22 protein-coding genes and 1 tRNA gene are annotated in these 26,245 nt (G+C 71.6%); 11 read left to right on the top strand and 12 right to left on the bottom strand.

Annotated elements, in window-relative coordinates; genetic code table 11:
- Positions 1–29 precede the first annotated feature (29 nt).
- Positions 30–1,136 (bottom strand): ACR3 family arsenite efflux transporter, encoded by a 1,107-nt coding sequence (gene arsB / locus HNR23_RS23160; protein WP_184078691.1) that lies wholly within the window; start codon positions 1,134–1,136, stop codon positions 30–32.
- Between the two features lie 207 nt (positions 1,137–1,343).
- Between arsB and HNR23_RS23155 the strand changes: the two genes are divergently transcribed.
- Entirely contained in the window at positions 1,344–2,012 is a 669-nt protein-coding gene (locus HNR23_RS23155) for a hypothetical protein (RefSeq protein WP_184078689.1), read from the top strand.
- A 139-nt stretch (positions 2,013–2,151) separates the two neighbouring features.
- Here the strand turns inward: HNR23_RS23155 and HNR23_RS23150 are convergent, their stop codons facing one another.
- Positions 2,152–3,288: a trypsin-like serine protease gene (locus tag HNR23_RS23150; RefSeq protein ID WP_184078687.1), complete on the bottom strand. Its 1,137-nt coding sequence runs from the start codon at positions 3,286–3,288 to the stop codon at positions 2,152–2,154.
- A 414-nt stretch (positions 3,289–3,702) separates the two neighbouring features.
- Here HNR23_RS23150 and HNR23_RS23145 point away from each other — a divergent pair, with 414 nt between their 5' ends.
- Both HNR23_RS23145 and HNR23_RS23140 read left to right on the top strand, forming a co-directional pair.
- Positions 3,703–4,695: an ArsR/SmtB family transcription factor gene (locus HNR23_RS23145; protein WP_184078685.1), complete on the top strand. Its 993-nt coding sequence runs from the start codon at positions 3,703–3,705 to the stop codon at positions 4,693–4,695.
- A gap of 418 nt (positions 4,696–5,113) precedes the next feature.
- A complete protein-coding gene (locus tag HNR23_RS23140; RefSeq protein WP_184078683.1) occupies positions 5,114–6,430 on the top strand; it encodes an LCP family protein in 1,317 nt (438 codons plus the stop codon).
- 261 nt (positions 6,431–6,691) lie between these two features.
- On the opposite strand, the gene HNR23_RS23135 is transcribed toward HNR23_RS23140, so the two are convergent.
- Together HNR23_RS23135 and HNR23_RS23130 are read right to left on the bottom strand one after the other, a co-directional pair.
- A complete protein-coding gene (locus HNR23_RS23135) occupies positions 6,692–8,107 on the bottom strand; it encodes a hypothetical protein (RefSeq protein WP_184078681.1) in 1,416 nt (471 codons plus the stop codon).
- 356 nt (positions 8,108–8,463) lie between these two features.
- Positions 8,464–9,501 (bottom strand): hypothetical protein, encoded by a 1,038-nt coding sequence (locus HNR23_RS23130; protein ID WP_184078679.1) that lies wholly within the window; start codon positions 9,499–9,501, stop codon positions 8,464–8,466.
- Positions 9,502–9,921: 420 nt separating this feature from the next.
- On the opposite strand from HNR23_RS23130, the gene HNR23_RS23125 reads away from it, so the two are divergent.
- Entirely contained in the window at positions 9,922–11,715 is a 1,794-nt protein-coding gene (locus HNR23_RS23125; protein WP_394353803.1) for a sensor histidine kinase, read from the top strand.
- A gap of 69 nt (positions 11,716–11,784) precedes the next feature.
- Here HNR23_RS23125 and HNR23_RS23120 read toward each other — a convergent pair whose 3' ends face one another.
- From HNR23_RS23120 to HNR23_RS23100, 5 genes are all read right to left on the bottom strand, one after another.
- Positions 11,785–12,153 carry a VOC family protein gene (locus HNR23_RS23120; RefSeq protein WP_184078677.1) on the bottom strand — a complete coding sequence of 123 codons (369 nt, stop codon included), beginning with the start codon at positions 12,151–12,153 and terminating at the stop codon, positions 11,785–11,787.
- Between the two features lie 10 nt (positions 12,154–12,163).
- The gene (locus HNR23_RS23115; protein ID WP_184078675.1) at positions 12,164–12,619 is read right to left on the bottom strand and encodes a pyridoxamine 5'-phosphate oxidase family protein; all 456 of its coding nucleotides are present in this window, start codon (positions 12,617–12,619) and stop codon (positions 12,164–12,166) included.
- A complete protein-coding gene (locus HNR23_RS23110; protein ID WP_184078673.1) occupies positions 12,616–13,284 on the bottom strand; it encodes a response regulator in 669 nt (222 codons plus the stop codon). The genes HNR23_RS23115 and HNR23_RS23110 overlap by 4 nt, the downstream gene beginning before the upstream one ends.
- Before the next feature lie 134 nt (positions 13,285–13,418).
- The gene (locus tag HNR23_RS23105) at positions 13,419–14,894 is read right to left on the bottom strand and encodes an amidase (RefSeq protein ID WP_184078671.1); all 1,476 of its coding nucleotides are present in this window, start codon (positions 14,892–14,894) and stop codon (positions 13,419–13,421) included.
- A gap of 101 nt (positions 14,895–14,995) precedes the next feature.
- Positions 14,996–16,024, bottom strand: coding sequence for a D-2-hydroxyacid dehydrogenase (locus HNR23_RS23100; RefSeq protein ID WP_394353833.1), 1,029 nt, complete (start codon positions 16,022–16,024; stop codon positions 14,996–14,998).
- 408 nt (positions 16,025–16,432) lie between these two features.
- On the opposite strand from HNR23_RS23100, the gene HNR23_RS23095 reads away from it, so the two are divergent.
- From HNR23_RS23095 to HNR23_RS23080, 4 genes are all read left to right on the top strand, one after another.
- Positions 16,433–16,912 carry a DUF3830 family protein gene (locus HNR23_RS23095; protein ID WP_221308225.1) on the top strand — a complete coding sequence of 160 codons (480 nt, stop codon included), beginning with the start codon at positions 16,433–16,435 and terminating at the stop codon, positions 16,910–16,912.
- A gap of 84 nt (positions 16,913–16,996) precedes the next feature.
- Positions 16,997–17,884, top strand: a complete 888-nt coding sequence (locus tag HNR23_RS23090) for a maleate cis-trans isomerase family protein (RefSeq protein WP_184078665.1) — start codon at positions 16,997–16,999, stop codon at positions 17,882–17,884.
- Positions 17,885–18,041: 157 nt separating this feature from the next.
- Positions 18,042–18,803 carry a maleate cis-trans isomerase family protein gene (locus HNR23_RS23085; protein WP_184080771.1) on the top strand — a complete coding sequence of 254 codons (762 nt, stop codon included), beginning with the start codon at positions 18,042–18,044 and terminating at the stop codon, positions 18,801–18,803.
- Between the two features lie 198 nt (positions 18,804–19,001).
- Positions 19,002–19,724 (top strand): GntR family transcriptional regulator, encoded by a 723-nt coding sequence (locus HNR23_RS23080; RefSeq protein WP_184078663.1) that lies wholly within the window; start codon positions 19,002–19,004, stop codon positions 19,722–19,724.
- Positions 19,725–19,806: 82 nt separating this feature from the next.
- Here the strand turns inward: HNR23_RS23080 and HNR23_RS23075 are convergent, their stop codons facing one another.
- Positions 19,807–21,276: an NAD-dependent succinate-semialdehyde dehydrogenase gene (locus tag HNR23_RS23075; protein ID WP_184078661.1), complete on the bottom strand. Its 1,470-nt coding sequence runs from the start codon at positions 21,274–21,276 to the stop codon at positions 19,807–19,809.
- 292 nt (positions 21,277–21,568) lie between these two features.
- Here HNR23_RS23075 and HNR23_RS23070 point away from each other — a divergent pair, with 292 nt between their 5' ends.
- Both HNR23_RS23070 and HNR23_RS23065 read left to right on the top strand, forming a co-directional pair.
- Entirely contained in the window at positions 21,569–22,834 is a 1,266-nt protein-coding gene (locus HNR23_RS23070; RefSeq protein WP_184078659.1) for an aspartate aminotransferase family protein, read from the top strand.
- 164 nt (positions 22,835–22,998) lie between these two features.
- Positions 22,999–23,071: transfer RNA gene (locus tag HNR23_RS23065), tRNA-Arg, on the top strand.
- Positions 23,072–23,196: 125 nt separating this feature from the next.
- Here the strand turns inward: HNR23_RS23065 and HNR23_RS23060 are convergent.
- Both HNR23_RS23060 and HNR23_RS23055 read right to left on the bottom strand, forming a co-directional pair.
- Entirely contained in the window at positions 23,197–24,618 is a 1,422-nt protein-coding gene (locus HNR23_RS23060) for an MFS transporter (protein WP_343070682.1), read from the bottom strand.
- Complete coding sequence (locus tag HNR23_RS23055; protein WP_184078657.1) at positions 24,537–25,433, bottom strand: LysR substrate-binding domain-containing protein; 897 nt, start codon at positions 25,431–25,433, stop codon at positions 24,537–24,539. The genes HNR23_RS23060 and HNR23_RS23055 overlap by 82 nt, the downstream gene beginning before the upstream one ends.
- A 318-nt stretch (positions 25,434–25,751) precedes the next feature.
- Here HNR23_RS23055 and HNR23_RS23050 point away from each other — a divergent pair, with 318 nt between their 5' ends.
- Entirely contained in the window at positions 25,752–26,180 is a 429-nt protein-coding gene (locus tag HNR23_RS23050; RefSeq protein ID WP_184078654.1) for a hypothetical protein, read from the top strand.
- Positions 26,181–26,245 lie beyond the last annotated feature (65 nt).

Below are 26,245 nucleotides of genomic sequence, written 5' to 3'. Positions count from 1 at the left end.
GGGGGCCGGGGCGGGCGGTCGCGGGACCGTCAGCTCCGCTCGGCCGCCGCGGGTTCGGCCGGTGTGCGAGGTGGGAAGAACCGGCGCGTCCACAGCGAGACGTAGACGAGCCCGACGAGCACCGGGACCTCGATCAGCGGCCCCACGACCCCGGCCAGCGCCTGCCCCGAGGTCACCCCGAAGACGCCGATGGCCACGGCGATCGCCAGCTCGAAGTTGTTGCCCGCCGCGGTGAACGCCAGCGTGGTGGAGCGCTCGTAGGACAGCGAGATCGACCAGCCGAGCAGCATCGACAGGCCCCACATCAGGGCGAAGTAGATGAGCAGCGGGACGGCGATGCGAGCGACGTCGAGCGGCTGGGAGGTGATCGCCTCGCCCTGCAGGGCGAACAGGAGGACGATCGTGAACAACAGCCCGTAGAGCGCGAACGGGCCGATGCGGGGGAGGAAGGAGCCCTCGTACCACTCGCGCCCGCGGGCGCGCTCGCCGAGGCGCCGGGTCAGGTATCCGGCGACCAGCGGGATGCCGAGGAAGATCAGCACGCTCTTGGCGATGTCGAGCACCGAGACGTCGATCCCGCTCTGGGGGAGGCCGAGCAGGCCGGGCAGCAGGTCGAGGTAGAACCAGCCGAGCAGGCCGAACAGCAGCACCTGGAAGACGGAGTTGAGCGCGACGAGGACGGCCGCGGCCTCGCGGTCGCCACAGGCGAGGTCGTTCCACACGATGACCATCGCGATGCAGCGCGCCAGGCCGACGATGATCAGGCCGGTGCGGTACTCCGGCAGGTCGGCCAGGAAGACCCAGGCCAGGACGAACATCAGAGCCGGGCCGACGATCCAGTTCAGCAGGAGCGATGGGATGAGCAGGCGGGTGTCGCGGGTCACCGTGTCGAGCCGGTCGTAGCGCACCTTGGCCAGAACGGGGTACATCATCAGGAGCAGCCCCAGCGCGATCGGCAGGGACACCCCGTCGATCTGCACCGCCTCCAACGCCCCCTGCAGGCCGGGCACGACGCTCCCGACCACCAGCCCGGCGACCATCGCCAGCCCGATCCACACCGGTAGGTAGCGGTCCAGCGTCGACAGTCGGACGGCGCCGCCGGGCGGCGCCGTCCCCGCTTCCGCTTGCTCCGTCATCCGGACACCTCTCTCAGCCTCGAAAGCATCAAGGGAAGTTGATATCAATGTGGGCCGATGTGTCAAGCCGCTGAACTCCCCCGTGACACGCTTCACCCCCACCCCGCCGTTGATCTCGGCACAGTGCACCCAATAGCGTCGCGCATTCGGTGCACTTCGCCGAGACCAACGCAAAAGAGCCCGGCACACCCCCGGAGGATTCCGACCATGACCGACCTACTCCTCGTCCTGACGGGCGCCGGGATCAGCCTGGCCAGCAGCGTGACCGTCACGTGGCTGCAGGCCAGGTACAACCGCAGGGGCGAGGTGCGCGAGTCGACCCGCGTGTCCACCCGCCGTCTCACCGCCCTGTTCATCGCCGAACGCGACGACCCGGGGGCGGACGCCTCCGGCGGGCCGACCTCCGCTCTGGCCGAGGCGGAACTCCTGGCCATGACCATCACCGACCGCCGCAGCCGGGAGCGGATCCGCGATCTGACGCGGCTGCTGCGCGAGCTCCGTCTGCCCGAGCTGCGGGAGCTCAGCGGGGTACGGCCGGAGCGCGCGCGGCGGGTGCTGTGCGACCACGCCCTGGAGGTCCTGGGCGCGCTGTACCGGGGCGAGCGGCTGCCGGCGGTGCCCGAACAGGTGCAGCGCATGCTCAGCGTCGAGGACGAGGCGCTGAGCATCCACGCCGGCGACCTGCCCGTGTCGACCGCGCCCGCCGCCGGGCAGACCGCGGAGCCGGAGGCCGCCGAGCGGTCCGCAGCGGCCGGAGACGCAGGAGGGGCCGGGGACGCCGCCGAGGCCGACATCCCGAAGAGTTCGGTGCCCCGCCGACCGCGACGCACGACGCGGACCACCCGCGACAAGGGTGCTTCGGGTGGCGACGCCTAGGACGACGAGGACGACGAGAACAGCCAGGACGAATGGGACTCGTACGGGCGAATGCACGCCAGCGGCCCCCGAGATAGCGGACCGGATTCGCAGTGGATTTCGGCACGCTGTTCCCGGGGCCGCCCGCGTCGGCGCCGGGTCAGCCGGTGACCAGCTGCAGGTTCCAGGTGTCCAGGATCTCGTTCACCGGCTGGAAGTAGCTGATGCCTCCGACGTTGCAGTTGCCCGTCCCGCCCGAGAGCACTCCCTGGGCCTGGTCGCCGGTGATGAAGGGGCCGCCGGAGTCGCCGCGCTCCGCGCAGACCGTCGTCTGCGTCAGGCCGTACACGGTGCCCTCCACGTAGCGCACCGTCACGTTCCTGGCCTGGACCGTGCCGCACCGGTATCCCGTGGTGGAGCCGGACCGGCAGACCGAGGAGTTGACGGCCGCCTCCTGCGAACCGGCGACGCGCTGGGCGTGGTAGCGCACCCGCGAGGTCGGCCGCCAGTCCACGGTGTCGCCAACGAACGCCATGTCCTTGCCGGGGAACATCGAACCCTCGAACGTCCCGGTGCTGTCGGCGAGGAAGGCCGGCACACTGCTAGCGGCCGTGTCGCCCACGTTGCCGCAGTGCCCGGCCGTCACGAACCCGCCGCGGACACCGAAACCGATGGAGCACCTGCGGGCGTCGTTGATGAAGTAGGGGTCGCCGCCGACGATGTCGGCGAACGTCCGGGGCGTGGCGTCGGACGCTTCGACCACCACCATCCCCGGGTCGATCCCGGCCGCCGCGACGGCCTGCTCGGCGTCGGCGGTCCGGCCCTCGCGGACCGTGACCACCAGGGCGTCCCGCCCGAGGTCCGGGTACCAGCCGGTCACGCCGGGATAGCCGTCGCCGACGGTCCCGTTGAGCCGGTCCACCGCCCGGTCGAGGGCGCCCTCGCCATGGGTGACCACCCGTGCCTCGGCTCCTGCGGCGCGCACCGTGTCGGCGGCCGCCGCGTCGGTGACACCGACCGCCAGCCGCCGCGCCCCGGCATCGAACACGGCTCCGCCGAAATCTTCGCCGAGCGCGGCGCGCAGCTCTTTTCCCGTCCGCAGGGCCTGCCGCTCCGCCTCCACCAGCTCCACGGCGCCGACCCGGGTGAGCCCGAGGTCGCGCTGCATCGCGTCGAGTTGTCCGGGGTCGATGGACGGGGCCGGTGCGTCGGCGGCGGCTGCGGGCGCCGCCGTGACGACCAGCCCGAGGGCCAGCAGGGCGCTGCCCAGAGCCAGGGTCGCGGGGGATTGTCGCACGTGCCTCACTCCTTGAGCAGGATGACCAGGGACAAGCGGCACCGGCGACAGGAGGGGCCCCAGGGCTGCCCGGGTGCCCGCGTTCTCCCGCGGCGGTCCCGCGGCGGGCCCGACCTCGCAGTGCGGGGACCCACCGGCATTCACCGGACGATTCCCGTGAACGATATGTAACCGTAAGTGAAAAGAGCGGAATTCGACAGCCCGACACGGGTCGAAATACCGCAGGTAAAGCACGTAATGATCGACGCATGGGGCGCGAGGGTCGCGTGGTGTCCTTGTGAACGCGCCGCCTGCCGAGAGGAGGGCCATCGGGGGGCGTTCGGGCGGCTCGTGAGATGATCGAACGTCGCGCCGCCTGCAACGCCGCAGGTCGGGCGCGGCTCATCCCCCTGCCGACCCCGAAGAGGGCCGCTGATGCTGCGCATCCACTTCACCGACACCGACCTCGCCCGCACCAGCGTCGCGGAGGGTCCCGACCCGCTGTGGGAGCTGGTCATCAGCCTGCACCGACTGCAGACACGGTGGGGACGGAGCCGGGTCCAGGACTGGTACGAGGACGCGCGCCGCACCCTCACCGCAGCCGGGCTGGCCCCGACGGTGAAGACGCTACTGGTCCCCATCACCCCGTTCTCCGAGTACTTCCCCGACTTCCTGACGCCGGACGCGTCCCGCCACGGGCTGGACGCCGGGCTGGAGGCCATCGCCGCCACCCCGCGCGCGGAGTTCGACCGGCAGATCGGACTGGCCGCAGGCGGACGCGGCATGCCCGCCCGGGTGCGCTCCCTGGTCGAAGGCGACACGCGGCCACGCAGGGAGCTCGTCGGGGCCCTGCGCGCCTACCACGACACCGCCCTGGCCCCGCACTGGGAGCGGATGCGCGCCGCGAGCGACACCGACCGCACCCGGCGCGCCCGCGACCTGCTCAACGGCGGGGTCGAGGGACTGCTCGGCGGATTCGCTCCGATGATGCGCTGGGAGCCGCCGGTCCTGCACGTGGACTACCCCGTCGACACCGACCTGCACCTGCAGGGGCGGGGGTTGCGCCTGATCCCGTCGTACTTCTGCCACAAGCGCCCCGTCGCCCTCGCCGACCGGGAGCTCCCGCCCGTGCTCGTGTACCCCCTGCACAACGGGACCCTCCCGGCCGACCGAGGACGCCCCCTCTCCGGCGGCGTGCCGCTGCGCGCCCTTTTAGGAGCGACGCGGGCGGCGATCCTCCAGGCGGTCGCCCAAGGCATGACCACCGGCGAGCTCGCCGCAAACCTGGCCATCACCCCGGCGGCCGTCAGCCACCACACGCGCGTGCTGCGGGACGCCGGGCTGATCCTCAGCACCCGCGACCGGCACCACGTACTGCACACGATCACCGCCGCCGGGGCCGACCTGCTGAAGACGGCCGCGGGGTGAACGCGGCGGGGCACCGGGAGCGCCGTCCTCGTTCCCCGCGCCCCGCGAGGTGCGCTGTGTCCTCACATAGTGGACCGAAGATCACCGGCGGCGCCACACCATTCGACCCTGATCTAAACTCCCTGGTCACAGCGCTTTTCGAGTGTTCTCCCCCGGAAACGCCCGGGCACGACCGGGCCGGGCCGCGCCGATCGGACGGTGATCCTGCGCCGAGTCCAGGAGGATTCACCCGAATTCGGGTGAATCCACGCGAGCATTCGGGCCGCATATCTCATAGGATCTCCCTTGGCTGCGGCCGTCCCCCTCGCGTCGCGTACGTCCTTCGGTCCCTCCGGGCGACTCCCCTGGTATACGCGGCGGCCGCCCTTTCGCTCCGGGTACCGCCCGGCCCACTCGCCGCCGAGAAGATGGCCCATTCATGTCCGATGACGCCGCAAACTCGTCCGAAGCCGAACCGTCCGCCAAGGACACACCGCCGCAGGACGCCGAACCGGCCACCGAAGCGACCACGGCATCGGCGTCCGCCGCCGCCGGCTCCGGGCCGCGCTCCCGCCTGGGCAGACGACTGGCCACCGGCACGGCGATCGCCCTGGCCCTGGCACTCGTCGCCGGCATCGGCACCGCCTACGCCTACTACCGCTTCCTCCAGGGCAACATGACGCGGCACGACCTCGGCTCCACCCTGTCGGACGAGGAGCGACCGGAGAAGATCGGCGACGCCGTCAACATCCTGTTCATCGGCTCCGACGGTCGGCAGGAGGGGAACTCCGACTACGGCGGGCGCGACTTCGCCGGGGAGCGTTCCGACTCGCTGATGCTCGCCCACATCTCCCCGGACAGCCGGGTCACCGTCATCAACATCCCGCGGGACTCCCTCGTCCAACTGCCGCAGTGTGCCCCCTACGGCGAGACCGAGGGCACGCAGGGCTACTACGGGATGATCAACTCCGCTCTGTTCCACGGCGGTCCACCGTGTGTGATCAAGACGGTCGAGACGCTCACCGGAATCCGGATCGACCACTTCGTGCATCTGAGCTTCGTCGGTTTCCGCGACATGGTGGACGCCGTCGGCGGGGTGCGGATGTGCATCCCCGAGCCGATGTCCGACCGACGCGCCAAGCTCGACCTGGACGCCGGGGACCAGCGGCTCGATGGCGAGCAGGCACTCGCGTTCGTTCGGGCGCGCTACGAGATCGGCGACGGCGGGGACATCGGCCGCATCGACCGCCAGCAGATGTTCCTGGGGGCGCTCGCCGAGGAGGTGACCGGCAGCGGGGTGCTGACCAGCCCGGCCAAGATCAACGGCCTACTTCAGGCGATCACCGAGCACACCGCCACCGACCGGGATTTCTCCCTGAGCCGTATGGTCTCCATCGGGGCCACCCTGGCCGATGTCGACCTGCACGACATCGCCTTCTACACCGTGCCCTGGTTCCCCGCGCCCTCCGACCCCAACCGGGTGGTGTGGGACGAGGAGAAGGCCCAGCGCCTCTTCGCCGCTGTCAGCAGGGACCAGCGGGTGGACGACTCCATGCTGGAGACCGGCGCGCCCTCGTCGCCGTCGGGTGAGCCGAGCCCCCTTCCGGAGCCGTCCTACCCCGCCGAGCCGTCCACCGAGCCGGTGACCCCGTCGGCCTCGTCGAGCCCGTCGCCCACCGGCGGCGAGATCGAGGGGCGCGACGCCACGGCCAACCCGTGCGTCAACGGCCTGGGCGAGGGCACCGAGGGCAAGTAGCGGCGGCAATGCCCCGCCCCCGCCGGTCTCGGGCGTGTCGACCGAATTCATGCTGCTATTCGGTCGACACGCCCGAGACCGGCGGGGGCGGGAGCAGAAGAAAAGGCCCTGAGCGGAGCGACCGGTTCCCGGGATCTCCGTCCCGGGAACCCCCACAGTTCCCAGGACGCCCCGCTCACCGGGGCCCGGTCGCGTGCCCGCTCAGGGCCGGCGTGCGTCCCACCGAGGACGGATGGGTGGGACGCACGGCTTCGGGGGTGGTTACACCGGCAACCCCCCGGGCAGGGTGTCCAGGAGGCCGGTGCCACCGGCGACGTCGCCGACCGGACCGCTCTCCGCCAGGTCCAGCAGCGGGAGCTGCTTCTGGCCGGCCTCGGCGGGCAGGTTCTCCGCCTCGACCGTTCCGGCAGGCTGCGCGTCCGCGGTGCCCGTGCCCTCGGCCGGGGCGGCGTCGGCGGGCAGCGTCTCCGCGGTGACCGCCTCCGTGCCCTCGGCCAGCTGGGCGGCCTCCCCGGGGAACCCGGGCTCGCCCACCGGCGCCGCGGGCGCCTCGGCCGCGCCCGGGTTCAGGAGCTTGGTCACGATGTCCAGGTCCAGCGGCAGCGGGGTCTCGGGCAGCTCCGAGGTCAGCCGGTCCATGGGGAACGCGTCCGTCGGCAGGTGCTCGGTCGGGATCTGGTCCATGGGCACGCCGTCGTGCGCCCCATCCTCGACCGGGAGCGCCTCCTCGGGCAGCGGCTCGGCGTCGGCGCCCTCGGTCGGCAGCGTCTCCGCCGGCTGCTGCTCTGCGACCGGCTGCTGCTCGCCCATCCCCTTCGTGATCTGCTCCAGTGGCATCAGCACCTCCTTGAGCGGCAGCGGCAGGCCGAGCGCGTCCGTGGGTGCCGACGCCTGCGTCGCCTCCCCCAGCTCGTGGTCGGCGGGCAGGGCGCCCGCGCGCTCCAGGAGCACGTTCTTCTGCGCGGGGCCGTTGGTGCCGCCCGAACCGGTCACGCCGTCGAGCGCGCCGGTCACACCGCCGAGCTTGTCGCCCAGGTCGCCGACGGGAAGCTTGGCGGCCGGGTCGTCGGCCAGTCCGTCGGTGAGCTCTCCGGCCTGGGGCAGGCTGTCCGTGCCGGGTACGGCGGGCACGCCCTCCACCTTGGCGACACGCTCGATGCTCGTGAGGCCCTGTGCCTCGGTGAGCCCGCCCAGGGCCGACGTGCCATCGATGTTGTGCACCTTCTCCGCCGCCGTGTGCAGCTGCTGCGCGGCACCGTGGACCGTGCTGTGGGTACCGCCCGGCTTCTGCGGCACCGATTCGAGGACACCGCCGTCGACGGGGCCGGCGCTCTGGCGCTCGACCCGGCCGGACAGGCCCGCGGTCTCGGTGACCGTGTCGAGCACCCGGTCCACCGCGCTGACCTTGGCCCGGGACTCGGGTCCCACATGCGAGAGGTCTCCGTGGGCGGTGTTCAGGTTGTGCGTGCTCGGGGTCGGCACCGCGTCGGCGACCTCAGGGGTCTGGCCGGACAGCGCGAACTTCACCCCGGGCACGGTCTCGGGTGCGACGGGGCTGGCGAGCCCCACCTTGTCGAAGACATCCGCCCCGGCGAAGCCCGAGCCGAAGGCGATGAATCCCGCGGCGCCGGCTGCCACCACAACAGCCTTCGCGGAGGGTCGAGTGAACTGGAACATGGAAGTCGTCCTTTGCGGATCGTGTCTGTGTCGAGATGTCGGTCGGGGATTCGGGCGGACGTTCCGCCCTGCCCGCTGGTGCCCTGGCCGGGGGCGCCGTGTCGCGGGCGGTGTGGTGGTAGTGGTGGGTTCCCCCCGGGAGTTCCGCTGCCGGGCATGGCCTGCGCGGCGATCGGGTACCGGGTTCAGTCGGATGGCCTGGCGGACCGTCGACTGACGTGAACCTCGTGAGGTGAGGCACGGGGCTCACGTCAGCCCCCAGAGGCGATGCTGGGATCGGCGCCGTTGCCGGAGAACGGGGAGTGCGAGAAGTGCCTGCGCGCCGGGTGCGCGGCCGGTCCCCGTGGGTCGGGGTACTAGTCGGGCGAGACCGTGAGCTCTTCGGCCGGGTCCTGCGGGACCGCGGTGAGAGCGTGCCGGTCGGCCTGGAGCAGCCCGGCCACCGGTGTGGTGTCCGACATCGCGGGAAGGTACCCGGCGACCGTGGTCATCGCGGTCGGCGACTGCGCCTGCGGCGCGGGGCCGACGATGTGCGGAGAGCCGTGCGGGGCGTCGTCGCCGTCACGCGACGCGTCGGCCGCCGCCGCGGTCCCGGCGCCCGCGGCGGAGTCCGCCGCCTGCCAGGCGCCGTGCGTCACGGCCGACGCGGGGAACGGGAACGGGCGCACCGTCGCGGACCGGTCCGCGACGTCGTCGGCCGCTTCGGCTGCAGGGGTGTCGCCGTCCTCCGCCTTAGCGGCACGGGGCTCCGGACCCGCGGCGTCGCGGCCGTCGTGGCCGTCGTGGCCGTCGTGGCCACTGCCGGCGGGGCGCTCCTCGGCGTGCTCCTCGCTGCCGCCGTCCGTTCCGGGGAGCGAGGGGAGGGCGGAGCGGCCCTTCTCGGCCGCGCCCAGACCGACCCGGCCGACCTGCTCGACGACGCCCTGTACGTCGGCGCCGGGGCGGCCGTGCCCGTGGCCGTTGCCCTGGGCCCTGCCCTCGGGAGCCTGCGGCCGGTGCGCGGCGACCGGGACCTGCTGGACGGCCCGCTCGCCGACGGCGTGCACGGCGGCGGTGACCGACCGGGCCGCGTCGCCGGCGGCGCCGCGCGCCTCGGTGCCGGCCCGCTGCGCCACGCGCTCCTGCGGCTTCCCCTTGCCCCGCTCCTCGGCCTCAGCGGTGCGCTGCGCCCCCTGCGCGGCCGCCTTCTTCTCGGCGGACGCCGCAGCGGGAACGTGCTCGGCGGCCGGGGCCGCGGCGGGCTGCTCCGGCGCCGCCTCGGCACCGGCCGGAGCCGCGCCGAGCAGCCAGGCGCCGACGAGGAACCCCGCGGTGACCAGCAGCCGTCGCACCGGGCTCGCCGTCTGTGCGCGCACGGCCGCGGCGACACGCGAGGCGCGTCCCGTTCGGTCCATACGCGTCACTTCTCGGTCCCTTTCGACGGCCGCCGGGGCGGGGCAGGGGGTCGGCCGCACCGGATACGGGTGCGGCACTCAGGCACGGAGCGGTTCTTCGGGGGAGTTCGGGAACTCCTCGCCGATGACAGAACGCGACGTTAGCACGATCCAATCCGGAGGCAACGGTGTTCCCTCCGACTTTCTTCGTCGCCAGTTCATAACAAGTGTGAAACGCCAGGTCAGGGCGTCCGCATGGAAGGTCTCTTTCATTTTCGGCAAACCCTCCGAAACGTTGTTACCCCGATATCGGACAGCACCCGAACCCCAAACATCACCGGCCTCTGTCGGTACATCTTCGGATCACTCTGCGTCGGATCGGCGTCCCCTCCGCAATCCCCCACCCGCCGGGATAACGTTGGGTACGGAGGTGTGCCCGCAGTGCCCGAGATACCCGAGCGCCCCCTGCTCCCCCGGATGCGTCTCGACGAGCTTCTGTCCGACCTGCACCGTCGGCTGGAGGCCACCCTGTCGACGCGCGACCGCGTGCACTCCCTCCTCGAAGCGGTGGTGTCGATCGGCAGCGATCTCGACCTGGCCACGGTGCTGCGGCGGCTGACCGAGGCCGCAGCGCACCTCGTCGACGCCGAGTACGCGGGTCTCGGCGTCATCGGCGAGGACGGCCGCTTCGTCGAGTTCATCCCCGTCGGGCTGAGTGCGGAGGAGGCCCGCCGACTCACCCTCTTCCCGCGCGGCCGGGGCATCCTGGCGGTCCCCAGCCGCGACCGGCGCGCGCTGCGCCTGCGCGACCTGCGCGAGCACGCCGCCCACCACGGCTTCCCCGAGGGCCACCCGCGGATGACCTCGTTCCTCGGCGTGCCGATACAGGTCCGCGATGAAGTCTTCGGCAACCTTTACCTGACCGAAAAGCGGGGCGGTGCGGAGTTCGACGAGGACGACGAGGCCATCGTGACCGCGCTGGGCACCGCCGCGGGCGTCGCGATCGAGAACGCCCGGCTGTACGAGGAGACCCGGCTGCGCGAGCGGTGGCTGACCGCGTCCACCGAGATCACCACGCGGCTGCTGTCCGGGGACGACTCCGACGAGGTCCTCGGCTACCTCGCCCAGCAGGCGCGGGAGATGTCACATGCCGACATCGCGGTGGTGCTCCTCCCCGACGCCCAGGACCGGCGGCTCGTCGCCGAGATCGCCGACGGGAAGGTCGCCGCCGATGTGGTGGGGACCCCGGTCGACATGGAGGGGACCAAGTGCGGCCTGGTCTACCGCAACGGCACCGCCGTGTCCGTCCCCGACCTCCGCCAGGCCGACTGTCCCATGCTCACCCACCGCGGCTTCGGCCCGGGACTGCTGGTGCCGCTGGGCACGCCCGCTCACACCCGCGGGGTCCTGCTGCTGGGCAAGGCGGGCGCGCGCTCGCCCTTCAACGACGCCACCCGCCGCATGCTCGACGCGTTCTCCGGTCAGGCGGCGGTCGCGCTGGAGTTGGCCGAGGCGCGCCGCGACGCCGAGCGGCTGGTGGTGCTGGAGGACCGCGACCGCATCGCCAAGGACCTGCACGACGTGGTGATCCAGCGGATGTTCGCCTCGGCGATGACGCTGATGAGCACGGTTCGGCTGATCACCGACCCCGAGGCGGGCGAGCGGGTCCAGCGCACCATCGACGACCTGGACGAGACCATCCGCGAGATCCGCTCCGCGGTGTTCGCGCTGCAGCACCCGTCGGCCCCCGCCGAGAGCCCGCTGCGCGACCGCATCCTGGCCTCGGCCGAGGGCGCGGCGCGCGCCATGGGCTGCCAGCCGGGGGTGAACCTGGAGGGACCCATCGACGCGAAGGTCCCCGAGGAGGTCGGTGAGCAGCTCCTCGCGGTGCTGGCAGAGGCGCTGTCGAACGTGGCCCGGCACGCCCGCGCGTCGGAGGTGCACGTGTCGGTGGAGGCCGACACGTGGCTGACCCTGCATGTCACCGATGACGGCCGGGGCATCCCCGAGCAGGGCCGCCGCAGCGGGCTGCGCAACCTCGCCGAACGCGCCGAGGCCCTGGGCGGCACCTTCACCGCCGGCCCGCGCGCCGGCGGAGGCTCGGAACTGCGCTGGAGCGTGCCGCTGAGCTCGGACGACTCCCTCGATGAGACCGGTCGCCTTCTCCCGCACCCCCGCGAACGCGCGGCACCTGACCACGTCGATCGAGCGTCTGGGGGCCGATCGCCCCGTTGATCTCGGAGATATCGGGGGGAAGGTCGCCGCTGGGACCCCGGCGTCTCCGGGGTCAACGGCTGTGAAGGATCAATCGTTCGCGGGCATGACCAGGCAGAAGGCGTTGCCCTCCGGGTCGTGCAGCACCTGGAAGGAGCCCTGGGCGTCGGTGACCACCGGTCCTGCCGCACGGGCACCGGAGGTGACGGCTTCGGCGGTGGCGGCGGCGATGTCGTCGACCCGCACGTCGAGGTGGAAGCGGCTGGGCTCGGCCGCGGCCGCCGGGGCGGGCTGGAAGGACAGGCGCGGCCGCGGCCCGGGCTCCCACCCGCCGTCGATGTAGGACCACCCGTCCGGGCGGTCGACCACCTCACCGCCCAGCACGACGGCCCAGAACCGCGCGAGGCGCGCCGGATCCGCGGCGTTGATGACGATCTGTTCGGTTGTTCCCAGAGCCATGCGGGGCAGCCTAGCCTCCCGACTCCGCCGCCCCGTCGGCCGCCCCTTCGGGGATCCGGCGACCGGTGATCACCTTGGTCTCGACACAGATGAAGTGCGACCTGTCCCCGGGTGCCCAGGAGTCGAGCGGCAGGCGCTCCAGTTCGGCACGTTCCTCGGGGTCGGTGACGGCGCGCCCGTTGCCCAGGACCGTCACCGACCAGCCGGTGCGGCCATCGGCGTCGAAGTCGTCCACCTCGAAGGCGACCACGGTGTCGCGGGTGGCCGACGCCAGCCGGGAGTCGGGGGACGTGCGGATCACGATGTCGGTGTCGCGCACGGCGAAGTTCACCGGCTGGACCGCCGGCAGGGCGTTCTGCGTGAACACGATGCGCCCCAGGGGTGCGGCGGCCAGGAGCCGCAGGCACTCGTCGCGGCTCAGGATCTCCAGCCCCGCGTTGTCCGTCGAAGTGTCCGGTGCCGTCATCTCTTCCTGTTCCTCAGTTCGGCGACGAGGATGGCGGCCTGGGTCCGGCGCTTCAGGTCCAGCTTGGACAGCAGGCTGGACACGTAGTTCTTCACCGTCTTCTCGGCCAGGTACAGCCGATCCCCGATCTCCCTGTTGGTCAGCCCCTCGCCGATGAGGTCGAGGATCTGGCGCTCCTGGCGGCTGAGCCCCGAGAGCGGGTCGGGCTCGGGCTCTCTGGCGCGCAGGCGCTCCAGCATCCGGCCGGTGCTGCCGGGGTCCAGCAGCGACCCGCCCGCCGCGACCGTACGGACCGCCCCGACCAGGTCGGCCCCGTGGATCTGCTTGAGCACATAGCCGGCGGCCCCGGCCATGACGGCGTCGTACAGGGCGTCGTCGTCGGCGAAGGAGGTCAGCATCAGGCAGGCCGTCTCCGGCCGCAGCGATCGGATCTCCCGGCAGACGGTGACGCCCGACCCGCCGGGCAGCCGGACGTCGAGGACGGCGACGTCGGGTGCGGCGACGGGGAGTCGGGAGAGCGCCTGCTCGGCCGTTCCGGCCTCGCCCACGACGCGCATGTCCGGCTCGCTTTCGAGCAGGACGGCGACGCCGCGCCGCACCACCTCGTGGTCGTCCACCAGGAAGACCTTGATCTCCGCGACCTTCTCCGGCGCCACGGGCGTCATTCGGCCCGCCCCTCTCCAGGTGTCATGTGACCGCTATAGGACCGACGTTATCGGGCCGCCGCGGCGCGGGGTCCACGCCGAAGGACTCGAAAGGGGAAGGCCGAAGGTCCCGAATCCCGCTCCGCCCGCCGGGGTCAGAGATGCGCCCAGGGGCGGGCCTCCTCGAAGGCGCGGCACGCGGCCAGGACCAGACCGTCGGCGTGCCGGGGGCCGACGACCTGCAGCCCCACCGGCAGTCCGGCGGCGGTGAGGCCGCAGGGCACGCTGGCGGCCGGCTGCTGGGTCATGTTGAACGGGTAGCTGAACCCGGCCCAGGACGTCCAACGGCGGTCGGCGGACCCCGGCGGGACCTCCCGACCGGCCTCGAACGCGGTGATCGGCATCGTCGGGGTGAGCAGCAGGTCGTAGGCGGCGTGGAACCTGCCCATGATCCGCCCCATGCGCATGCGGGTGTCCATGGCGGTGAGGTAGTCCTGCGCGCTGTAGGCCAGCCCCTCCTCGATGATCTCGCGCAGGCCGGGGTCGAGCAGCGTGCGCTGCTGCTCGCCGAGGCGCTCGGTGGCCTTGGCCGCGCCGGTGTACCAGAGGATCTGGAAATCGCGCCGGCAGTCGCCCAGCTGCGGGTCCACCTGCTCCACGTGGGCGCCCAGTTCGGCGAAGGCGGTGACGGCGTCGTCGACCACGCGGGCGACCTCGGGTTCGACCTCCAGGTGGCCGAGAGTCGGGCTGTAGGCGATACGCAGGCCGCGCACCGGGTTTTCCAGGGCCGCGGAGAACGGCGTGGCCGGGGCGGGTGAGGCCAGCCAGTCGCGGTGGTCGGGGACGCCGATGACGTCGAGCATGAGCGCGGCGTCGGCGACGGTGCGTGTCATCGGCCCGGTGTGGGCCAACGTCCCGAACGCGCTGGCGGGGTAGTGCGGGACCACGCCGTAGGTCGGCTTGAGGGCGAAGGTGCCGGTGAAGCTCGCCGGGATGCGCACCGAGCCGCCGCCGTCGGTGCCGGTCGCCAGCGGCCCCATGCCGGAGGCGACCGCGGCGGCGGAGCCGCCGCTGGACCCGCCGGGTGTCACGGACAGGTCCCACGGGTTGCGGGTGATGCCGGTGAGGGGACTGTCGGTGGTGCCCTTCCAGGCCAGTTCGGGGGTGGTGGTCTTGCCGACGAAGACCGCGCCGCTCTCGCGGAGCCGCGCGACCACCGGCGAGTCCTCGGGCCAGTCCTGGTCGGGGTCGACCGTTCGGGAACCGCGCAGGGTGGGCCAGCCCCGGGTGAGGTGGATGTCCTTGATCGAGGTCGGCACGCCGTCGAGCCGTCCCTGGGGTTCGCCGCGCCGCCACCGCTCCTCCGAGGCGCGGGCGGCCTCGCGTGCTTCGTCGGGCCGGACCAGGCAGAAGGCGTTGAGGGCGGGGTTCTCCCGCTCGATCAGGCCGAGCACGGCGTCGGTGACCTCGACCGGTGAAAGGCTCCTCTTCTCGTATCCGGCCACCAGGTCGGTGGCCGACAGCGCGGTGAGCTGCTCCGCCTCCCCGCGTGTCGCGAACCGGCCGGGCGCCCCCTGTTCGGGCACCGCCTGCCCGGCCGAACGGTCCAGCCCCTCGAACCCGGTACTCATGTCAGCGTCCTCGTTTCCGTTTCGGCGGGTTGGCCGATGGGCCAACGGATCGACGTGTCGATGGAGGTGAGGTGGGGCGGTGCGGGGGCGGGCGCCGGCGGTCAGGGGCCGGAGACGTACCCCCTGCGCTTGTCGACGATGTTGCGGGGCTCCTCGCCGCGCAGGAACCGGTCGAGGTTGTCGGTGAACAGGCGCACGAGTTCGGTGCGCCAGCCGGCGATGTCGCCGGACATGTGCGGGGACACGATCACCCCGGGCAGGTCCCACAGCGGGGAGGCCTCCGGCAGCGGCTCGGTGTCGAAGACGTCGAGCGCGGCCCCGGCGATCGCGCCGTCGCGCAGCGCGCGGACCAGCGCGCCCTCGTCGACGATGGGGCCGCGGGCGACGTTGATCAGCCGGGCCGCGGGCTTCATCAGGGACAGGGCGCGGGCACCGATGAGCCCGCGGGTGGCGTCGGTGAGGGGTGCGGCGACGACGACGTAGTCGGCGCGGGGCAGGGCGTCGCCGAGGTCGGGGCCGCCGGAGCCGAGGGTGGCGGCGACGATGTCGCCGAGGTCGGGGTCGCCGGTGCGGGCGGTGCGGCCGGCGGCCTCGACGGTCATCCCGGCGGCGGCGAGCTGGGCGGCGATGGCGCGGCCGATGGGGCCGGTGCCGATGACCAGGGCGCGGCGACCGGCGATGGGCTCGGTCTCGCGGTGCCGCCACACCCGGTCGCGCTGCAGGTCGCGGGTGCCGTGCAGGTCCTTGGCGAAGCTCAGCACCAGCCCGAGGACGTACTCGGCCATGGGCCGGTCGAACACGCCGCGGGAGTTGGTGACGACGACGTCGCTGTCGACGAGCGCGGGGAACATGAGGTTGTCGACGCCGGCAGTGGCGGCGTGCACCCAGCGCAGCGCGTCGGCCTTCGGCCAGGCGGCGACGACGGCGGTGGAGAAGAGGTCCCAGACGAAGAGGGCATGGGCGCCGGGGAGGACCTCGGCGAGGCGGTCGGCCGTGGCGTAGCGGACGGAGGCGAGCCGGGGGTCGGCGTCGATCCGCTCGTGGCCGGGCGGCAGGGTGTCGCCGTGCAGGATGACGAGGTGCGGTGCTGGCCGGGGGGCAGCGGACACGAGGGCGACTCCCTGGTGCACGTCGTGGGTGGTCGGTACGGCGTTCCTCAAGACCACTGCCACGCTAGGGAGCGCCCGTAGGATTGTCAACAATGATCCCTTCGACCCTGGTCCGGGCGGCGAAGGCCGGGTTTCCACGGGCACGTGGCACGGCGCGGGGGCCGAGCATTGCCGCGTCGGCCGATGCGATCGTATGATTGTCGACAATCCGCGGCGGCCGTGACCGCCGCGGTCGAAGTCGACGGTGTGCGCTCATCTTCCCGCATCACCGTTCGCCGCCGAACCGCATCCCTGCTCCTGCGCTGCGTTCCCCTGCCGTGCAGGGGAGAGACCGCACTCCGGCCGCCCCGGTGGACCGCCGTCCGTGCGGCCGGGCGCGGACCCCGTTAGCCCGACGACGAAAGGGCCGGCCCGACGATGCCCCGGTACATGACCATCGCCCTGGAGAAGCGCGGCGTCTCCTGCGTCGCCGAACTCCTGGACAAGGACGCCCCGCGCACCTGCGAGGCGGTCTGGACGGCGCTTCCCCAGGGCGGCGACGTCTACCACGCCAAGTACGCCCGCAACGAGGTGTACGCCATGGTGCCCCGGTTCGCCGCCGAGGAACCCGGCCAGGAGAACCCCACCGTCACCCCGATCCCCGGGGATGTCGTGTACTTCTCCTTCCACGGCGGCATGCTCGACCGCCGCTTCAAGGAGGAGAGGGGGATCGGCGACCTGCCCGGCGTGATCGACCTGGCCATCTTCTACGGCCGCAACAACCTGCTGCTCAACGGCGATGTCGGGTGGGTACCCGGCAACGTCTACGCCACCATCGTCGACGGCCTCGCCCCCATGGCCGAGGCGTGCAACGACGTCTGGCGCTCCGGAAGCGTGGGCGAACGCCTCGTCTACCGGCGCCTGCAGTAGCACCGCGGCGTCCTGCCCCGCGGAACCGAGACCACCCCGGATCCGTCCGTTGCTCCCTACGAGAAGAATGGAGGTGAGTGACCGATGCGCATCGATCGGCATGCCGGAGACCCGGCGCGCGGTGACGATCGCGAAGAGCGGGTCCTCCTCGACCACGCGGGGGACCCCGCGCCCCTGCTCGGCCGAACGCCGCCCGCGCCCGATACGCAGCCCAACGTCGTCGAGCTCTCCGCCGTCGCGGACACTCCGCGGCAGTCCGGCGTGGGGGTGGTGGCCCCCTACGACTTCGCGCTCGACCGCGAGCTGTGGCGGTGGGCGCCCGACGACGTCTCGCTGTACGTCACCCGGCTGCCGTTCGTCCCGGTCCCGGTGACCGTGGACCAGGCGGCCGCGCTGAGCGACGGCACCAACGTCGCGCGGGCCACCCGCGACCTGCTCGCGCCCGAGCCGCTGGTGGTCGCCTACGCTTGCGCGTCCGGCAGCTTCGTGAACGGCGCCGACGGTGAGCGGCTGCTGTGGAAGAGCATCGTCGACGCGGGAGCGCCCGCCGCGGTCACCACCTCCGGCGCGCTCATCCGCGCGCTCGACGCCCTGGGCGTGCGCCGACTGGCCGTGGTGACGCCGTACGTCGACAGCGTCACCGAGCGGCTCACCGGCTACCTGGGCGACCACCGGGTGGAGACCGTGTCCGGCGTGGGACTGGGCCTGCTCAACCACATCTGGAAGGTCGCCTACTCGGAGGTGGTGCAGGCGGTGCGCGACGCCGACCGGCCGGAGGCCGAGGCCGTCTTCATCAGCTGCACCAACGTGCTCACCTACGACATCATCGCGCCGCTGGAGCGCATGCTGGGCAAGCCCGTCCTGGCCGCCAACCAGGTGACCATGTGGGCCGCCCTGCAGGCCATCGGCCGCCGCCCGGTCGCGCACGGGCAGCACCTGGTCGACGCCACCGACCGGACGACCGCCGCCTGAGGACCGTCCCCGCGCCCTCCGCCCGCCGCCGGAAGAGCGTGCGTTCGGCGGGCGCGGGGGTCCGACCCGGTCGGCACCACCGGCGACACGACCGGCTCGAAGGAACCGCCTCGAAGGAACCGCCATGGAGAAGAAGAGGGAGAGAGGGGACCCGCGCATGCCCACTGTCGGCTTCTTGTACCCCGGGTACAGCGCCCAGGACGACTACCCGATCCTGCAGGATCTGATCGGCGGCGATGTCACGCTGCGCCTCGTACACACCCTGATGCGGGAGGACGCGCACCGGGTGGACGCCCTGCTCGACATCGGCGGCTCCGACGTGCTCGGTGACGGCGCGCGCGAGCTGCGGGCGCTGGGCGTCGACTCGGCGGTGTGGGCGTGCACCAGCGGCAGCTTCGTGTTCGGCTGGGAGGGCGCGCGGCGGCAGGTCGCCGACGTGCGGGATGCGGCGGGCGTGCCCGCGTCGAGCACGTCGTTCGCGTTCGTCAACGCCCTGCGCCACCTGGGCGTCGGGCGGGTGGCGATCGCCGCCACCTACCCGGCGGACGTGGCGCTGCTCTTCGCCGACTTCCTGGGCGAGGGCGGCGTCGAGGTCGTGGCGCGGGCCGGGCGCGGCATCGTCACGGCGGCGGAGGTGGGCACGCTGGCCGCCGCCGAGGTGCTGGACTTCGTCGCCGCCGACGACCACCCCGACGCCGAGGCGGTCCTCGTCCCCGACACCGCGCTGCACACCGCCGCGATCCTGGCGGACCTGGAGGCGCGGCTCGGCAAGACCGTCCTGACCGCCAACCAGGTCAGCGTGTGGGAAGGGCTGCGACTGGCGGGGGCGACGGCGCCCCGCGACGGCCTGGGAGCGCTGTTCGCCGCGGGCGCCCCCGCGCCCGGAGCCGAGGCGGACCGGGTGGTGGTCGACGGATGAGGCCGCCATACGCGGCGAGGGCGCGGGTAGGAGAAGGTAGTGCGCACCGCGCGACGGTGGCGGTCGGCGATGTTCGGGAGGTTAAGGTCGGAATCGGCCCGGACCACCCGATTCGATCGCCCCGAGCGCGGTGGGTCGACCGCCCGACCACCCGACCGATTCACCCGAGCAGACGCCATAGATAGGTGTGCGGATGTCATGAACTCCCCAGGCCGACTTCGACCCGTTCCCCGGAGGTCCACCGCCGCCCTCATCGCCGACCAGCTCCGATCCGCCATCATGTACGGCGAGCTGGCCCCCGGGGACCAGCTCGGCGAGACCGACCTCGCCGGACGGCTGGGGGTGAGCCGCGGCCCGCTGCGGGAGGCCATGCAGCGGCTCGTCCAGGAGGGGCTGCTGCGCAGCGAGCGCCACCGCGGGCTGTTCGTCCGGGAGCTCACGGCCCAGGACGTGCGCGACGTCTACGTCGCCCGGCTCGCGATCGAGCGCACCGCCTGCGAGCTCATCATGCGGGGCAACCGGGGCGAGGCCACCGCCCGGCTGACGGCCGCGCTGCAGCGGCTGGTCGACGCCGCCGCGACCCGCGACCGGGTCGCCATGAGCGACGCCGACCAGGCGTTCCACCGGACACTGGTGAGCTGCTCCGGCAACTCCCGGCTGGAGCGGATGGCCCAGACGCTGCTGGTGGAGACGCGCATGTGCCTGACCGTGATGCAGGCGGCCTACCCCGAGCCCGAGGAGCTGGTGCAGGAGCACCGCAAGGTGCTCGACGCCATCGCCGACGGCGACGAGGAGGCGCTGCTGCGGCTGATCACCGCGCACATGCTCGACACGGTGGAGCGGATCAACGACCCGGCGAACGGCGACGATGCCGCGGGCGGACTGGCGGACCCGGAGTCGGCGGCGCCGAGCGGCCGGTGATCTCCGGGCGCTCCGCCGCACCGCCACGCCCGTCAACAGCCTGTGGACGGCAGCACCCCGCCCACAGGCCTCCGGAACCGCGCTACACCCCGCCGATCCCGACGTACTTCGTTTCGAGGAATTCCTCGATGCCGACGCGGCCGCCCTCGCGGCCCAGGCCGGAGTGCTTGATGCCGCCGAACGGGGCCGCCGGGTTGGACACGATGCCCTGGTTCAGCCCGACCATGCCGGTCTCCAGCTCCTCCGAGACACGCAGCGCCCGCTTCAGGTTCTCCGTGAACACGTAGCTGACCAGCCCGTACTCGGTGTCGTTGGCGGCGGCCAGGGCCTCCTCCTCGGTCTCGAAGGAAATGACCGGGGCGACCGGGCCGAAGATCTCGGTCGAGGAGAGCTCGCTCTCCTTGGGGACATCGGACAGGACGGTCGGCCGGTAGAAGTAGCCGTCGCCCTCGCCGGGGCCGCCGCCCACCAGGACGCTGGCGCCGCGGCCGACCGCGTCGTCCACCAGGGACTGCACCTTCTCCCGCGCCTTGGCGTCGATCAGCGGGCCGACCTGCACCCCCTGCTCGGTGCCGCGGCCGAGCCGCAGCTCGGACATGCGCTCCCCGAGGCGGCGGGCGAACTCGGGGGCGATGTCCGCCTGGACGTAGAAGCGGTTGGCGGCGGTGCACGCCTCCCCGATGTTGCGCATCTTGGCCTGCATGGCGCCGTCGACGGCGGCGTCCAGGTCGGCGTCGTCGAACACCAGGAAGGGGGCGTTGCCGCCGAGCTCCATGGAGGTGCGCAGGACCTGGGCGGCGCTCTGCTCCAGCAGCGTGCGGCCGACCTGCGTGGACCCGGTGAAGGACAGCTTGCGGATGCGGCCGTCGCGCAGCAGCGGCTCGGTGACCCCGCCGGCGTCGGTCGTGGGGACCACGCTGAGGACTCCGTCGGGCAGGCCGGCCTCGCGCAGGATGTCGGCCAGGGCGAGCGCCGAGAGCGGCGTCTGCTGCGCCGGCTTGAGCACCATGGTGCACCCGGCCGCGATGGCCGGGCCGATCTTGCGGGTGCCCATGGCCATGGGGAAGTTCCACGGCGTGATGAGCATGGACGGGCCGACGGGCTGGCGCATGATGAGGAAGCGGGCCTGGCCGTTGGGCGACAGCGAGTAGCCGCCCTCGATGCGGACGGCCTCCTCGGAGAACCAGCGGAAGAACTCCGCGGCGTAGGCGATCTCGCCCTTGGCCTCGGCGACCGGCTTGCCCATTTCGAGTGTCATGAGGAGGGCGAGGTCGTCCTGGCGCTCCATGAGCAGCTCGTAGCCGCGCCGCAGGATCTCCCCGCGGTCGCGCGGCGCGTGGCGGGCCCACGAGGGCTGCGCCTCGGCCGCGGCGTCCAGCGCCAGCATGGCGTCCTCGGGCGCGGCGTCGGCGACCTCGCACAGCACCGATCCGGTGGAGGGGTCCTCGACTTTGAAGGTCGCCCCGTTCTTGGCGTCCTGCCAGCGTCCGCCGATGAGGAGCCGCTTGGAGACCTGCTCAACGACCCGCGTCTCCGCGTCTGCAACGGTCATCGCCTGTGCATTCCCTTCCGATCCGGGCGTGCGCTCGCGGTCCGGGCATGTCCGCCTGCGTGGACGACCCTTCCCGCGGGGGCGCCCGCCAACCCACCGCCGACGTGTCGCGTGTTTCCCGCGGTGAAGCGGATACCCGGCGCCTGACGGGGTAGGGCTAGGCGCGCTCTGGACACCGCTTCAGGGCGGATGATTCCATAGTGCCGCTGATTGTCAACAATCCTACGAAGTCCGCGACCCCCGAAGACGACCACGACGAAGACGCACGACGACTACAGACAGAGGTTCGTCAATGGCTGACCAGCCGGCCCGGCTCTCCCCCGTCCTGAAGCAGGCGACCCCGGTCCTCGCCGCCCGCGGCGAGGGCGTCTACATCTACGACGAGGACGACCGCCGCTATCTCGACTTCACGGCCGGGATCGGCGTCACCAGCACCGGCCACTGCCACCCCCGGGTGGTGGAGGCGGCGCGGCGCCAGGTCGGCACGCTCGTCCACGGCCAGTACACGACCGTGATGCACCGGCCGCTGCTCGACCTGACCGAGCGGCTGGGCACGGTCCTGCCGGAGGGGATCGACCGCCTCTTCTACGTCAACTCCGGCAGCGAGGCCGTGGAGGCGGCGCTGCGACTCGCCCGGCACGCCACCGGTCGGCAGAACGCCATCGTGTTCCAGGGCTCCTTCCACGGGCGGACCATGGGTGCGGCCTCGCTCACGACGTCAGGGGTCAAGATCCGGGCGGGGCACGGCCCGCTCATGCCGGGGGTGGTGGTGGCGCCGTTCCCGTATGCCTACCGGTGGGGGATGAGCGAGGACGAGGCCGTCGCCCACGCGCTGCGGGAGCTGGACTACCAGTTCGCGACGGTCACCGCGCCGAAGGACACCGCCGCGATCTTCATCGAGCCGGTGCTCGGCGAGGGCGGCTACGTGCCCGTGCCTCCGGCGTTCCTGCGCGGCCTGCGCGAGCGCGCCGACCGGCACGGCGTCCTCCTCGTGATGGACGAGGTGCAGACGGGTTTCGGACGCACCGGGCGGTTCTGGGGGCACGACCACGCCGACGTGCGCCCCGACATCGTGATCACGGCCAAGGGCCTGGCCAGCGGCTTCCCGCTGTCGGCGATCGCCGCCCCGGCCGCACTGATGGAACAGGCCTGGCCGGGCTCCCAGGGCGGCACGTACGGCGGCAACGCGGTCGCGTGCGCGGCGGCCCTGGCCACCCTCGACGTCATCGAGGACGAGGGCCTGGTGGACAACGCGGCCCGCATGGGCGAGCGGCTGCACCGCAGCCTCGCCCAGGTCGCCGAGGCCCACCCGGTCATCGGCGACGTGCGCGGCCTGGGCCTGATGATCGGCAACGAGTTCACCGCCCCCGACGGCAGCCCGGACACCGACACCGCCACCCGCGCCCACCGGATCGCGGCCGACAACGGCCTCCTCCTGCTGACGTGCGGCCCCTACGGCAACGTCGTGCGGATGATCCCCCCGCTGATCGTCACCGAGGACCAGATCGACACCGCCGCCTCCATCTGGGCCGACGTCCTGAAGCAGACCGCGGGCTGACCCACCGCACCGCGCCTCCCGCGGGCGGAGCCCACTCTCTGTCACCTGCCTCACACCCGGGCCCCACCCGCGGATAATCCGTCAAAAGCGTCCCGAACACTCTGGTAGAGTCTTACTCGTCCTCAGGGAGCCGCAGCGCCCCAGGGGGACACACAACAGAATCTGCACTCGTAGCTCAATGGATAGAGCATCTGACTACGGATCAGAAGGTTGGGGGTTCGAATCCTCCCGAGTGCGCACTGAGATGAATCGCCATACGGGCGCCCTTCCTCCGGGAAGGGCGCCCGTATGCGTTTCGGTGGCCATGATGGACCTGCGGGTCGGTGCGGGGTCCCGGTACCCGGCGGGGTCAGGGCCGGGCCTCAGTGCCGCACTTCGATCTGCTGGTCCGCCGCAGGCTGCGAGGTTGCGGCAACGGCCGTCACACGGCTGCGGTGCCGAGCGTCGGCCACGCCACACAGCAGGGCGAAGATCAGTGCTCCCCCGCCGAGCAGAGCGGCGACCCCGATGGGCGAGGTGTAGCCGAATCCGGCGCTGATCGTCATCCCGCCGAGGAACGGGCCGACGGCGTTGCCGATGTTGAAGGCGGAGATGTTGGAGGCGGAGGCCAGATTCGGAGCCCCTTCGGCCGTAGCCATCACCTTGGCCTGTACCGGCGGAATGACCGCCGCCACCGCGGCACCGAAGACGATGAACACGGCCACGGCCGTGAACTTGTTGTGCACAGCGAAAAGCAGCAGCACCGAGGAGGCGCTGACCGTGATGAGAACGCCGTACAGCGTCGGCATGAGCGCCCGATCGGCGAGTCGGCCGGCGATGGGAGTGCCGATGACCATGCCCACACCGAACAGGACCAGCACCATCGGGACTGCGCTGTCAGAGAAGCCGGAGACGTCGGTGAGCATCGGAGCGATGTAGGTGACGACCGCGAGAGCGGGTGCCCAGCCAAGGGCCGTCGCACCGTAGGCCAGCCACAGGCGGCCCCGCTTGAACACGGCCAGTTCGCTCCGCAGGTTCGCGCCTTCCGCCACGGGTGAGAAGGGGACGAGCTTGAGGACACCGAGGAGGACGATCACTCCGAGGATGCCGACAGCCCAGAAGGTGGAGCGCCAGCCCAGTGTCTGCCCGAGAGCCGTACCCCCGGGAACACCGACAACGTTGGCGATACTCAACCCCATGAACATGATGGCGACCGCCCTGGCTTTGCGGTCTTCGGTCACCACATCGGCGGCGGCGACGGCACCGATACCCACATAGGCGCCCCCGACCAGGGCGGACAGGACCCGGCCCACCATCAGCACGGTGTAGTCGGGTGCCAGGGCACTGATCACGCTCGAAACGACGAAGACGACCATCAGCCCCACAAGCATGGACTTGCGGGGCACTCGCGTACCCAGCGCGGCCAGCAGCGGTGCGCCCACGACCATGCCCAGTGCGTATCCGGAGACCAGGGAACCCGCGGTCGGGATGGAGATACCGAATTCGACGGAAATCTCGGGAAGGAGACCGGCGATAACGACTTCGGTGGTGCCTATGGCGAACGCGCCGAGCGCGAGGGCGATCAGCGCCGCAGGCCAGCGGGACTCCCCACGCGACGGGGGCGTCGACTTCAAACGACCATTGGACATGAAGCCACTGTCGACGATCCGTTGACCTGGAACAATGCCGAAAAATACGACGATCGGTAAGCCAGGCTTACCGATCAGGCCTGCTTTGCGGTGGCAGTGTCCATGCATGCCCGAACGAACCCGCGAACCCTGGCGTTCTCCCCTGCTGTTCGCCACACGAGTCCGTATTCCAGGGGTTCGACATCTTCCAACGGGACATATATCACACCCCGAGGTGTATAGTGCTGGGCGACATCGGCCCCTACCGGGGATATGCCCTTGCCGGCACCGACGAGAGCGAGTGTCTCCTGCAGAGTGGACGCTGATTCTCCGCGCTCGATCGGTCGACCGCTGGGGGTGCGCAACGGCGTATTGTGCTCCTGCCAGTACATCGGCACTTCACCGATACATGCGAATACCTTGTTGTAGGCCAAGTCCTCAAGAGAGGCGGACGTCCGCTCTGCCAGCGGATGCCGCCTTGGCACGGCAATCATCCGAGGCACGGAGAAAACCACCGGGCCAGACGTGAGATCCTGCTCGTCAATGGGGAACTGGGTGACCAACACATCCACGTCCCCCGCGCGCAGCGGAGTGATGATGCTGTTGATCTGAGTTTCCTTGATCTGGGCGTCTGTTCCGGGGTAACGCGCAGTGAACGCGCCGATCGCATCGAGGACGAACTCGCCTGCCGCGGCGCCGAGGAACCCGATTCTCAGGACTCCGTCGACGCCGCGCGCGGCGGCCTCCGCCCTGGCGACACCGGCCTTGATGAGCCGGTAGCCGGGCTCGATATCCTCATACAGCTGCTGCCCGAGAGGGGTGAGCCGGACCCTGCGGCTGGTCCGTTCGAACAGCGGGGCGCCGATAGCCCGCTCCAGCTTCTGGACACTCTGGCTGACCCGGGCCCGGGAGATGAAAAGGCGCTCAGCGGTACGGCCGAAGTGCAATTCCTTTGCGAGCGTTAGGAATACCTGGATCTCAAGCCGCTCCACTGACGTTCCCCCTGTGGCAATGCGCATTGTGCCAGCGAATATACCTCAGTCGTCCATCTATCTCTCCGGCCCGGTGCTCTGGTCGTCGATCTGTACTTTGCTTGACGAGAAGCATCGAGGCACCCCCGCCGAGGCGGGGCGACCGGCTGCTGCGGTCGGGTGGTGACACGGGAGTAGGGTTTGCGGGTTCACCGCGAGGACGGCCGAAGGGGGATCATGGCAGAGGCATTCGGGCCGTTGGAGCTGGTCGGGGATCGGTGGGTCATCGGCGATCCCTACCGGAAGTAGGGGTTGTGCCTCGTCCTCACCTCTGACGGCATGGAGTATCGCAAGCTCGCGGCATCGGAACCGCTCGCCGTCATTCCGTGGTCCAGGTTCGTGGACGGCCCGGGGGTGCACGCCACCGCACGAGCGTGGGCGGCCACTCGCACCGCGGGAATACTGATCGACTCTTTCGCAAGTCGCAGGACGATCGCCGGTCCTCACGCCTGCTCCGTTTACGCATATCTGCGCCATCCGTACGAGGACGTGTTGATGAACTACGCCCACCACGAGCACCGCTACCGGTTCCGCCACATCTTCCTTCTGGATGCGTTGCTCAAGCAGACGACCGCGGCGAAGGCGGCCCACCGCCTAGGGGACCCGGAATGGCTGGGAGAGGCGGTCACCCGCACAGCGGAGCTACGCCCCTCGACGCGCCGCCTGGATCGCGCCATAGGTGAGGTCATCGCCGGCCTCGGCACATGAAGAGGTGCCACGTTCCCCTGATCGTGTCGAGTGCGTGCGCACTGTGACGAGAACGCTCCCGAAGA

The organism is Nocardiopsis mwathae (assembly GCF_014201195.1).
GTDB classification, from domain to species: Bacteria; Actinomycetota; Actinomycetes; order Streptosporangiales; family Streptosporangiaceae; genus Nocardiopsis_C; species Nocardiopsis_C mwathae.
Note: the sequence above shows the minus strand (reverse complement) of the source record. Positions and strands in the feature narration are given on the sequence as shown.

Bases quoted from the DNA above. Each gene is read 5' to 3' on its own strand.
- arsB (WP_184078691.1), bottom strand. From the start codon at position 1,136: ATGACGGAGCAAGCGGAAGCGGGGACGGCGCCGCCCGGCGGCGCCGTC.
- HNR23_RS23155 (WP_184078689.1), top strand. From the start codon at position 1,344: ATGACCGACCTACTCCTCGTCCTGACGGGCGCCGGGATCAGCCTGGCC.
- HNR23_RS23145 (WP_184078685.1), top strand. From the start codon at position 3,703: ATGCTGCGCATCCACTTCACCGACACCGACCTCGCCCGCACCAGCGTC.
- HNR23_RS23140 (WP_184078683.1), top strand. From the start codon at position 5,114: ATGTCCGATGACGCCGCAAACTCGTCCGAAGCCGAACCGTCCGCCAAG.
- HNR23_RS23135 (WP_184078681.1), bottom strand. From the start codon at position 8,107: ATGTTCCAGTTCACTCGACCCTCCGCGAAGGCTGTTGTGGTGGCAGCC.
- HNR23_RS23130 (WP_184078679.1), bottom strand. From the start codon at position 9,501: ATGGACCGAACGGGACGCGCCTCGCGTGTCGCCGCGGCCGTGCGCGCA.
- HNR23_RS23120 (WP_184078677.1), bottom strand. From the start codon at position 12,153: ATGGCTCTGGGAACAACCGAACAGATCGTCATCAACGCCGCGGATCCG.
- HNR23_RS23115 (WP_184078675.1), bottom strand. From the start codon at position 12,619: ATGACGGCACCGGACACTTCGACGGACAACGCGGGGCTGGAGATCCTG.
- HNR23_RS23110 (WP_184078673.1), bottom strand. From the start codon at position 13,284: ATGACGCCCGTGGCGCCGGAGAAGGTCGCGGAGATCAAGGTCTTCCTG.
- HNR23_RS23105 (WP_184078671.1), bottom strand. From the start codon at position 14,894: ATGAGTACCGGGTTCGAGGGGCTGGACCGTTCGGCCGGGCAGGCGGTG.
- HNR23_RS23095 (WP_221308225.1), top strand. From the start codon at position 16,433: ATGACCATCGCCCTGGAGAAGCGCGGCGTCTCCTGCGTCGCCGAACTC.
- HNR23_RS23090 (WP_184078665.1), top strand. From the start codon at position 16,997: ATGCGCATCGATCGGCATGCCGGAGACCCGGCGCGCGGTGACGATCGC.
- HNR23_RS23085 (WP_184080771.1), top strand. From the start codon at position 18,042: ATGCCCACTGTCGGCTTCTTGTACCCCGGGTACAGCGCCCAGGACGAC.
- HNR23_RS23080 (WP_184078663.1), top strand. From the start codon at position 19,002: ATGAACTCCCCAGGCCGACTTCGACCCGTTCCCCGGAGGTCCACCGCC.
- HNR23_RS23075 (WP_184078661.1), bottom strand. From the start codon at position 21,276: ATGACCGTTGCAGACGCGGAGACGCGGGTCGTTGAGCAGGTCTCCAAG.
- HNR23_RS23070 (WP_184078659.1), top strand. From the start codon at position 21,569: ATGGCTGACCAGCCGGCCCGGCTCTCCCCCGTCCTGAAGCAGGCGACC.
- HNR23_RS23050 (WP_184078654.1), top strand. From the start codon at position 25,752: ATGGAGTATCGCAAGCTCGCGGCATCGGAACCGCTCGCCGTCATTCCG.